The organism is uncultured Winogradskyella sp. (genome assembly GCF_963975125.1).
In the GTDB taxonomy this organism is placed as follows: domain Bacteria; phylum Bacteroidota; class Bacteroidia; order Flavobacteriales; family Flavobacteriaceae; genus Winogradskyella.
Map to the genome: position 1 here is coordinate 1 of NZ_CAXBGB010000097.1, position 10,888 is coordinate 10,888.

Genomic DNA, 10,888 nt, shown 5'->3' on the forward strand with positions numbered 1-10,888 from the left:
AAAAATTAAAATATAATGGATAATAACAATGGAGGTGATGCAAGCCAATGCCCATTTTTAAGTGGAGCACAGAAGAAACCAGCAGGAGGAGGAACTCGCAATAGAGACTGGTGGCCTAATGAACTAAAATTAAACATTCTAAGGCAAAATGCAACGAAGAACAACCCAATGGGTGAAAACTTCGATTACGCTGATGCATTTAAGAGTGTTGACTTTGCAGCATTAAAACAAGATATTATTAGTTTAATGACAGATTCTAAAGATTGGTGGCCAGCTGATTATGGTCATTATGGAGGATTTATGATTCGTATGGCATGGCATAGTGCAGGCACATATCGAGTTGGTGATGGTCGTGGTGGAGCTGGTTCTGGTTCGCAACGTTTTGCGCCATTAAATAGTTGGCCAGATAATGGTAACTTAGATAAGGCACGTTTATTATTATGGCCAGTTAAAAAAAAATATGGCAATAAAATCTCATGGGCAGATTTAATGATTCTTGCTGGTAACTGTGCCTTAGAGTCTATGGGATTCTCAACTTTTGGTTTTGCAGGTGGTCGTGAAGATGTTTGGGAACCAGAACAAGATATTTATTGGGGAAGTGAAACAGGATGGTTAGATAATGAGGATCGTTACGATACTAGTGATGGTGATTTAGAAGGTCATCTTGGCGCTGTGCACATGGGTTTAATTTATGTAAATCCCGAAGGGCCAAACGGAGAACCAGATCCGTTAAAATCTGCACATGATATTAAAATTACTTTTGGTCGTATGGCTATGAATGATGAAGAAACGGTGGCTTTAGTTGCTGGTGGACACACATTTGGAAAAGCCCATGGCGCAGCTGACCCAGAAAAATATGTTGGTGCAGAACCACATGGTGCTTCTATTGAAGAAATGAGTACAGGTTGGAAAAATACTTTTGGAACCGGTGTGTTAGATGATGCTATTACTAGTGGTCTTGAAGGTGCTTGGACACCAAATCCTATACGTTGGGATGATGAATATTTTGATGTATTATTAAATTACGATTGGGAACTAACTAAAAGCCCAGCAGGAGCGCATCAATGGACACCAACAGCATCTTCAAATGCCAAAATGGCACCAAAAGCTGGTGATGCCAACGGAAAACAAGCTTTAATGATGACTACTGCTGATATGGCTCTAAAAATGGATCCAATATATTTAGAAATTTCTAAACGTTTTCATAAAGATCATAAGGCATTTGAAGATGCTTTTTCTCGTGCATGGTATAAGTTAACACATAGAGATATGGGACCAATTTCTAGATATTTAGGTCCTGAAATTCCTAAAGAAGAATTAATCTGGCAAGATCCAATTCCTATAGTAGATTATGCATTAAGTGATTCGGATATTGCTTCATTAAAGAAAATGATTTTAGCTTCAGGTTTATCGGTTTCTGAAATGGTTAAAACAGCTTGGGCATCGGCTTCAACTTTCAGAGGTTCAGATATGCGTGGTGGAGCAAATGGTGGACGTTTACGATTAGAACCACAAAGAAGTTGGGAAGTTAATAATCCAGCAGAATTAGATAAAGTATTGAACGTATTAGAAGGTATTCAAAACGAATTTATAGGGACGGTTTCTATTGCAGATTTAATTGTACTAGCTGGTTCAACCGCTGTTGAAGAAGCTGCTAGAAATGCAGGTTATAATGTAAATGTACCTTTTACCCAAGGTAGAGGAGATGCTTTGCAAGAACAAACGGATTTAGAATCGTTTGGATACTTAGAACCAATTGCAGATGGATTTAGAAACTACATAAATTCTAAGTTAAACGTAGCAGCTGAGGACTTATTAGTAGATCGTGCTAACCTATTAACGCTTTCTATTCCAGAAATGACTGCTTTAGTTGGTGGATTACGAGTACTAGGAGCGAATTATGATGGTTCAAAAAATGGAGTATTTACTGATAATATAGGGAGTTTAACAAATGATTTTTTTACTAATATTCTTGATTTTTCATTAACATGGAAAGCAGCGACACCTGCAGATAAAGAGTTTATTGGTCGAGACCGTAGAACAAGAGCTATGAAGTTTTCAGGAACTCGTGCAGACTTAATTTTTGGTTCTAATACAGAGTTAAGAGCTGTATGTGAAGTTTATGGGGCAAATGATGGTGAAGTGCGCTTTGTTAATGATTTTGTTGCAGCATGGACAAAAGTGATGAACTTAGATCGTTTCGATTTAAAATAGAAATTAGTCAAATTATTTATATAAAAAAGCCTACTAAATCTAGTAGGCTTTTTTTATATATTATATGCGTTAACTAGTTAGTGTGGTTTTCTAAAAATTCTGCAACACCTTTGTGAGTAGCTTGCATTCCTGTTTTTCCTTTGTTCCAGTTTGCAGGACAAACTTCTCCATTTTCTTCAACAAATTGCAAAGCATCAACCATACGTATAGCTTCATCTACATTTCTACCTAATGGTAAATCATTCACTATTTGATGACGTACGATACCTTCTTTATCAATTAAGAATAAACCTCTGTATGCAACTAGTTCTCCTGTAGTTTGCAACATATCATTTTCGTCATAGAAATAATCACCAGCTAATACATCATAATTTTTAGAAATAGTCTTGTTAGTATCTGCAATCAACGGGTATGTGATTCCCTTAATACCACCATGATTTTTTTCTACTTGTAACCAACCAAAGTGAGATTGCTCCGTATCTGTAGATACAGCTATAACTTCAGTATTTCTAGATTTGAATTCTTCTAATTTTTCCTGAAACGCATGCAACTCTGTTGGGCATACAAATGTGAAATCCTTTGGGTAAAAAAACAAGACAACGTGTTTCTGTCCAATAAATTGATCTAAAGAAAAATCTGTTACAAATTCGTGCCCATTTACGACAGCTTGTGCATTAAATTGAGGTGCTTTTTTTCCTACTAATACAGCCATTTTTTATGTTTTTTAATATTAATTATATAAAAATATGGCTGCAAAGGTACGTATTGATTTAACAAAGGCAATGCAATAGTATTCTAAAAATCTATGAGTTTATAAACTAGGCTAATTTACCTTTAAGCATTTTAATTTTTATTCTAAATGCTGCGAATAATAAAGTAGAAAAAGGACTTAACCAATTAAATATAGCGTAAATAAAATATTCACCAACACCAACACCCAGAACACCACTTTGATATGCACCACAAGTATTCCATGGAATAAGAACAGAAGTTACAGTACCAGAATCTTCAAGAGTTCTACTTAAGTTTTCAGGAGCTAAACCTTTGTCCTCGAATGCTTTTTTAAACATTTTTCCAGGAATTACAATCGCTAAATACTGATCTGATGCTATTATATTTAGACCTAAACAACTAATTACCGTACTTGCAAACAATCCGAAAATTGAGGTTGCTACAGAAAGTAAAGCTTTTGTAATTCTTGCTAAGGCTCCAATACCATCCATTATACCACCAAATACCATCGCACAGATTATTAGGAATATAGTCCAAAGCATACCTCTCATACCACCAGAAAAGAATAAATCATTCAGTTTCTCATTATCCGTTGCAATAGCAGTATCAGTTAAAATTGAATTAGAAATAGCAGAAAAACTAGATTCAGAAATACCCTTTAAAACTTCAGGCTGAAAAATAACAGCAAAAATAGCTGCAAGAATAACTCCAGAGGCTAATGCTACTAATGGTTTAGTTTTAAGAAAAATTAGAATAATTACCGCAACAGGAACTAGAAAAAGCCATGGCGAAATATTGAACGTTTTGTTAATTGATGCTAGTAAATTACTTATATCTGCATTTCCTGTTGGTTCAATCGTGGCACTAATAATTCCAAAGACAATTAAGGTTATAATTATGGTTGGTATTGTCGTTATTGTCATATATCTAATATGTGTAAATAGATCAGTGCCAGACATTGCAGGTGCTAAATTTGTAGTATCACTAAGTGGTGACATTTTATCACCAAAATAAGCGCCAGATATTACAGCGCCAGCAATCATTCCTGGGTTTATCTCTAAAGCTCTGCCAATACCCACTAAAGCTATACCAACGGTTGCAGAGGTTGTCCAAGAGCTTCCTGTAGCAATGGATATTACTGCGGCTATAATTACAGATGCAGGTAAAAATATTTCAGGACTAAGTACTTGTAACCCATAGTAAACCATTGCCGGAATCACTCCACTAATTAACCAAGTGCCTGCAAGAGCTCCAACTAAAAATAAAATCATAATTGGTACGAAGACGCTTTTAAGATTTTCCCAAACTTCTTTTGCCATAACTATAGGAGTCACTTTATTTAGTAAACCACCAATAAAAGCGACAAAGCCACCTATTAATAAAATATATTGATTGGTGTAAGTCCCAAACCATTCTTGGTCTTCTATAAAAAAAACATTGTAAGCTAACATGCCCATTAAAATAGCAACTGGTACTATGGCCTCAAAAATATTAAGCTCTTTATTATCTATTATTTGTTGGTTTTCTATTTTAATTTTTGATAAGTCTTCGTCTTGCATTCTGGTTCAGTTTAGTTCTGTAATGTTAACATTTTTTGAAACCATTTGCAAATGGATTAAATGTGTACTTTTGCGCTTCTAATTATGGATTCATTAACTCAAATTGTTCTAGGTGCTGCTTGTGGTGAAGCTGTTCTTGGTAAGAAAATAGGAAATAAAGCGCTTTTGTTCGGTGCTATTGGCGGAACAATTCCAGATTTGGATGTATTTATTGGGTCGTGGTTGTATAATAACGAAATACAAGCTATGGCTTTTCATAGAGGCTTTATGCATTCTATTTTATTTTCAATTTTTGGAGCTTTTGTTTTTGGTTGGTTGTTTTTTAAGTTATATGATAAAGGAAAAAGATTTGGCTCTACAAAGATTAAAGACTGGCAAATATTATTTTTCTGGTCATTATTTACGCATATCATTTTAGATAGCTTTACACCTTACGGTACACAATTGTTTTGCCCATTTTTAGATTATCGTGTAGCTTTTAATAATATATCGGTTGTAGATCCGCTATATACAGTTCCATTTTTAATTTGTTTAATTGTTTTGATGTTTTTTAAAAGACAAAAGAAGCAACGCCTTTTTTGGTTGAAGTTGGGATTAGGAATAAGTTCATTTTACATGGTATTAACATTTATGAATAAATTCCGTATAAACAGCATTTTTAAGGAGTCCCTTCAAACTCAAAATATAGCTTTCAATCGCTTTAGAGCACAACCTACAATATTTAATAATTTACTTTGGTATGGTGTAGCAGAAACTGACACAGCTTTCTATCTAGGATTTTATTCTGTTTTCGATGAAATAAAAGAAATAAATGATTGGCAAATTATTGAGAAAGAACCTTCAGTTTTAGATATGTCTGGTCAAGATTTAGCAACTTTAGTATGGTTTAGTGATGGCTATTATAAAATTAGAATGTCTGATGTCGAAGGGGAATATTTGTATAGTGATTTGAGGTATGCCCTGTTAAATCCTGAAGATGCTAAATCATCTCTTTTTAAATTTAGAATCTTTAAAAAAGAGGGACGTTGGGATATGAAAAGTAGTGGACCCGATTTTGATAAAAATGCTACTACAGAATCAATTTTTGGACCAATGATTAAGCGTTTAAAAGGGAACTAAAGAAACTGAACATTGTGTTTTGCCATTCTTAACCTGTCTAAGAACCTAATATTCATATAAACTTTAGATTCTAAAACACGTTAAGAATAACTAGTGATGGACTTTGTTCTTACCATTCCTATCTCAAGAAATGCCTAATTCTACCATACATGCATTCATCATTTCGTAAGTCCGTTCAACATCTGCATCTAGACCAATAGAAAAACGAATTAAACCATCACTTAGACCCATTTCAGCTTGTTCGTCTTCTGGTATTTCTGAAGATGTAGAACTTCCTGGTGCACTAAAAAGTGTTTTATAAAACCCTAAGCTTACAGCTAAATAACCTAAGTTACGTTTTTGCATTAATTCCATTAAAGCATTGGCTTTATCTAAAGAGCCAACATCAATAGTCATCATACCTCCAAAACCATATTTTTCGTTCATCATAGATTTAAATAACTCATGCGAAGGATGAGAAGCTAAGCCAGGATATACAGTTTTAATACCATCATTTTCAAATTTTTCTGCAAGATATGTCGCATTGTTACTGTGCTGTTGCATTCTAATATGTAATGTTCTTAAGTTCTTTAAAACCGAAGCAGAACGTAAGCTATCCATAGTAGAACCTAATAGCATTGCTGCGCCATTATTAACATCTCTTAATTGATTAATAAATTCTTGTGTACCACAAACAACACCACCAACTGTATCTGATGACCCATTTATAAATTTGGTTAAACTATGAATCACAATATCTGCTCCTAAATTAATTGGCGAAATAGACAATGGCGAAAATGTGTTATCTACAACTAGTTTTAAATTATATTTCTTTGCTAAAGTTGCTAATCCTTTAATATTTGCAACTTCTAATAAGGGATTACTAACACTCTCACAATATAAAATCTTTGTTTTTGTGGTAATTGCGGATTCTACGACATCTAATTTCGTGATATCTACAAACGTTGTATCTATATTTAAACGTGGTGTAAAGTTTTTAAGAAAGGCATAAGTGCCACCATAAATAGTTCTACTACTCACAATATGCTCACCAGCATCGCAAAGCTGAAGTAAAACAGGAGTAATTGCACCCATTCCAGAAGCCGTTACAGTTGCGGCTTCAGTACCTTCCATTGCAGCTAAGGCTTCTCCCAAATAAAGATTTGAAGGAGAGGAATGTCGAGAGTATAAATAGCAACCATCTGCGTTACCTTCAAACGTATCAAACATAGTTTTTGCCGATAAAAAGGTATAGGTTGACGAATCTGAAATTGAAGGGTTAACACCACCAAATTCTCCGAAGTATTGTAAATCTTGAATATTGTTTGCAGGTTTAAAAGCCATAATAATTTGATTTAATTAATACTTCAAAAGTCAATAATTTTAGATATATTATCAACTATTATTTATTTATTTAGAAAATATAACCTTATTTAGTATATTATTTAGTTTTATTATCTATAATCTTGTATGAAAATGATTTTAAACTGAAAAAAGACAACTATGGTTTTTGATAATATTGATAAGAAACTGCTTAAGCTTTTGCAAACTGACAGCAAACAAACGAATAAGGCATTATCTAATGTCCTTGGTTTATCAGTTACTGCAGTTTACGAGCGTATAAAAAAATTAGAAAATAAAGGTGTTATTAATCGATATGTTGCATTAGTAGATAAAAGGGCAGTTGATAAAGATTTTGTAGCGTTTTGCCACGTGAAACTAATACAACATTCCCAAGAATATGTGATTAAATTTGAACGTGAGGTTAATAAACTAGAAGAGGTTTTAGAGTGTTACCATCTTAGTGGTGATTACGACTATTTACTCAAAGTTTTGGTAAAAGATATGAAAGCCTTCAGAGAGTTTATGGTAAAAAAATTGACTAAAATAGATCATATTGGTAGTACACACAGTATGTTTATGATCAGCCAAGTAAAACACACAACTGCAATTACACTCTAGTTTATGAAAAACAAACCTTATAAGCTTTTAGAATTCTTTCTCATATTTGTTATAGCTCCAATTAGTTTTGCAATAGAATTTCCAGTTTTGATTAAAATTGGAATTGGGATTATAGGATTTGCATATATTATCTTTATTTTATTAAAAGTTGAAGAGAATAAATTTAAGGTTTCACAACATCTAAATTGGAAACAATTTTGTAGGCATACGCTTTTAAAGCTACTCATCATCGCAATTGTCACAGTGCTTTATGTTTTTATAATGGACAAAGAGAATTTATTTGTAATGCCATTACAAAAGACTTTGGTTTGGGTGATTATTTTATTTGTGTATTCCTTTTTCTCAGTATATCCACAAGAATTAATTTACAGAACGTTTTTTTTTCAACGGTACCAATATTTATTTAAAAACGATAGTCTTTTCATTTTGGTAAATGCCTTACTTTTCTCATTAGCTCACTTGTTTTTTAGAAATGCTCTTGTCATAATTTTAACGTTTATAGGTGGTATTCTATTTGCACTTACTTTTAAGAAAACAAAATCTACGCTTTTAGTTTCTATAGAACATGCTATTTATGGCTGTTGGTTATTTACAGTTGGAATGGGAGAGATGCTTGGATTTCCAACCTAATACTTTATGTTAAATTTAGTAGTAAGTCATTCGTAAATCTTTAATCTAAATTGTACTTTTGTAACTGTTTTTTTAATGAGATAAAAACTATAATATGAAATCATACGACGTAGCAATAATAGGATCTGGACCTGGTGGTTATGTAGCAGCAATTCGCTGTGCACAATTAGGCATGAAAACTGCAATTATTGAAAAATATTCAACCCTTGGTGGTACCTGTTTAAACGTAGGTTGTATTCCAAGTAAAGCCCTATTAAGTTCTTCTCACCATTATGAAGAAGCGACAAAGCATTTTGAAGAACATGGTATAGAAATACCAGGCGAAATCAAAGTGAATTTAGAAAAAATGATAGCACGTAAACAGGAAGTTGTAGATAAGACTACAGGAGGAATTGATTTCTTAATGAAGAAAAATAAAATCGATGTTTATGAAGGTTTAGGGTCTTTTAAAGATGCTACTCATATAAAAATTGAAGGTAAAGATGCTGGCGAAATCCAAGCAAAGCATATCATCATTGCTACAGGTTCAAAACCATCTAATTTACCTTTTATCACTTTAGATAAAGAGCGTGTGATGACATCTACAGAAGCTTTAAAACTGAAAGAAATTCCAAAACACCTAATTATCATTGGTGGTGGAGTTATTGGTTTAGAGATAGGTCAAGTATATCGTCGTTTAGGCGCTGAGGTTACTGTTGTAGAATATATGGACAGAATCTTACCGACTATGGATGTAGGACTTTCTAAAGAGTTGAATAAAGTCTTTAAGAAAGCAAAATGTAAAATGATGCTATCTCACAAAGTTCAGTCTGTTGAGCGAAAAGGTGATGAAGTTATCGTAAAAGCTGAAAACAAGAAAGGTGAACTTGTAGAATTTAAAGGAGATTATTGTTTGGTTTCTGTTGGTCGTCGCCCTTATACAGATGGCTTAAATGTTGAAGCTGCTGGTGTAAAATTGAATGATAAAGGACAGGTTGAAGTAAACGATTATTTGCAAACATCTACATCTAATATCTATGCGATTGGTGATGTAATTAAAGGCGCAATGTTGGCGCACAAAGCTGAAGAAGAAGGTGTTTTTGTTGCTGAAACTTTAGCAGGACAAAAACCACATATAGATTATAACTTAATTCCAGGCGTCGTTTACACATGGCCAGAAGTTGCAGCAGTAGGTAAAACAGAAGAAGAATTAAAAGCAGATAATGTAGAATACAAAGTTGGTCAATTTCCTTTTAGAGCTTTAGGTAGAGCTAGAGCAAGTGGTGATATCGATGGCTTTGTAAAAATCTTAGCTGATAAAACCACTGATGAAGTTTTAGGTGTCCATATGATTGGTGCACGTTGTGCAGATTTAATTACAGAAGCCGTTACAGCAATGGAATTTAGAGCATCTGCTGAAGATATTTCACGTATGTCACACGCACATCCAACATTTGCAGAAGCTGTAAAAGAAGCCGCTTTAGCTGCAACAGAAGATAGAGCTTTACACGTTTAGAAAACCTATATATGATTATTGAACCAAAAACCAGAGGGTTTATCTGTTTAACTTCGCACCCAGTAGGTTGTGAACAAAATGTATTAAATCAAATAAATTATATAAAGTCGAAACCAGTTAATAAAGGTCCTAAAAAAGTACTAGTAATAGGAGCTTCAACAGGCTTTGGTTTGGCATCGAGAATAACAAGTGCTTACGGCTCTAACGCAGCAACTATTGGCGTATTTTTTGAAAAGCCACCTAAAGTAGGGAAAACAGCTTCTCCTGGTTGGTATAACAGTGCAGCTTTTGAAACTCAAGCAAATAAAGACGGTTTATATGCTAAAAGTATAAATGGCGATGCTTTTTCGCATGAAATCAAAGCACAAACCCTAAAGTTAATTAAAGAAGACTTAGGTAAAATAGATGTATTGATTTACAGTTTGGCTTCGCCAGTAAGAGCGCATCCAGATACTGGTGAGCGTTTTAAATCTGTATTAAAACCAATAGGAGGAACCTTTACAAATAACACTGTAGATTTTCATACAGGTGAAGTCAAAGAAATTTCTATAGAACCAAGTTCTGGTGACGATATTAAAAATACTGTTAATGTAATGGGTGGCGAAGATTGGCAAATGTGGATTGACTTATTAAAATCTGCTGATGTACTATCAGAAGATTTTAAAACCGTTGCCTATTCTTATATTGGCCCTTCACTTACAGAAGCGGTTTATAGAAAAGGAACTATTGGTGCTGCAAAAGACGACTTAGAAGCTACTGCATTTAAAATTACGGATAGCTTAAAAGCTATTAACGGAAAGGGTTTTGTTTCAGTAAATAAAGCATTAGTAACTCAGGCGAGTTCTGCAATTCCTGTTATTCCTTTATACATTTCTTTATTATATAAAGTGATGAAAGATGAAGGTGTACACGAAGGTTGTATAGAGCAAATTGAACGTTTGTTTAATGCACGTTTATATGCTGAAAACATGCCATTAGATGAAGCCGGAAGAATACGTATTGATGATTGGGAAATGCGAGAAGATATCCAAGCTAAAGTATTAGAGCTTTGGAAAGAAGCCACTACTGAAGCTTTACCAAACATTAGTGATTTAGAAGGTTATAAAACTGATTTCTTTAACCTCTTTGGATTTAATGTTGAAGGAGTTGATTATGAAAAAGATGTTAACGAAATGGTTGTTATTCCTGGATTGCAAGA

9 protein-coding genes are annotated in these 10,888 nt (G+C 33.7%); 6 read left to right on the top strand and 3 right to left on the bottom strand.

Translation table 11 applies throughout. The features are described from left to right. Window positions 1-15 precede the first annotated feature (15 nt). Window positions 16-2,214 carry a catalase/peroxidase HPI gene (gene katG / locus AAC053_RS12300; protein ID WP_339757061.1) on the top strand — a complete coding sequence of 733 codons (2,199 nt, stop codon included), beginning with the start codon at window positions 16-18 and terminating at the stop codon, window positions 2,212-2,214. 73 nt (window positions 2,215-2,287) lie between these two features. On the opposite strand, the gene AAC053_RS12305 is transcribed toward katG, so the two are convergent. Continuing rightward, the gene (locus tag AAC053_RS12305; RefSeq protein WP_339757063.1) at window positions 2,288-2,926 is read right to left on the bottom strand and encodes a peroxiredoxin; all 639 of its coding nucleotides are present in this window, start codon (window positions 2,924-2,926) and stop codon (window positions 2,288-2,290) included. 106 nt (window positions 2,927-3,032) lie between these two features. Continuing rightward, window positions 3,033-4,505: a Na+/H+ antiporter NhaC family protein gene (locus tag AAC053_RS12310; protein WP_339757066.1), complete on the bottom strand. Its 1,473-nt coding sequence runs from the start codon at window positions 4,503-4,505 to the stop codon at window positions 3,033-3,035. An 84-nt stretch (window positions 4,506-4,589) separates the two neighbouring features. Between AAC053_RS12310 and AAC053_RS12315 the strand changes: the two genes are divergently transcribed. Further along, window positions 4,590-5,624: a metal-dependent hydrolase gene (locus tag AAC053_RS12315; protein ID WP_339757069.1), complete on the top strand. Its 1,035-nt coding sequence runs from the start codon at window positions 4,590-4,592 to the stop codon at window positions 5,622-5,624. Window positions 5,625-5,747: 123 nt separating this feature from the next. Here AAC053_RS12315 and AAC053_RS12320 read toward each other — a convergent pair whose 3' ends face one another. Next, window positions 5,748-6,947, bottom strand: coding sequence for an aminotransferase class I/II-fold pyridoxal phosphate-dependent enzyme (locus AAC053_RS12320; RefSeq protein ID WP_339757072.1), 1,200 nt, complete (start codon window positions 6,945-6,947; stop codon window positions 5,748-5,750). A 159-nt stretch (window positions 6,948-7,106) separates the two neighbouring features. Between AAC053_RS12320 and AAC053_RS12325 the strand changes: the two genes are divergently transcribed. The 4 genes from AAC053_RS12325 to fabV all read left to right on the top strand — a co-directional run. Next, complete coding sequence (locus AAC053_RS12325; RefSeq protein WP_339757074.1) at window positions 7,107-7,565, top strand: Lrp/AsnC family transcriptional regulator; 459 nt, start codon at window positions 7,107-7,109, stop codon at window positions 7,563-7,565. A 3-nt stretch (window positions 7,566-7,568) separates the two neighbouring features. After that, window positions 7,569-8,195, top strand: a complete 627-nt coding sequence (locus AAC053_RS12330) for a CPBP family intramembrane glutamic endopeptidase (RefSeq protein WP_339757077.1) — start codon at window positions 7,569-7,571, stop codon at window positions 8,193-8,195. A 94-nt stretch (window positions 8,196-8,289) separates the two neighbouring features. Continuing rightward, window positions 8,290-9,690, top strand: a complete 1,401-nt coding sequence (gene lpdA, locus AAC053_RS12335; RefSeq protein ID WP_339757080.1) for a dihydrolipoyl dehydrogenase — start codon at window positions 8,290-8,292, stop codon at window positions 9,688-9,690. Window positions 9,691-9,701: 11 nt separating this feature from the next. Then, window positions 9,702-10,888 (top strand): enoyl-ACP reductase FabV (fabV, locus tag AAC053_RS12340; protein ID WP_339757084.1); only part of this gene is annotated, 1,187 nt, incomplete at its 3' end.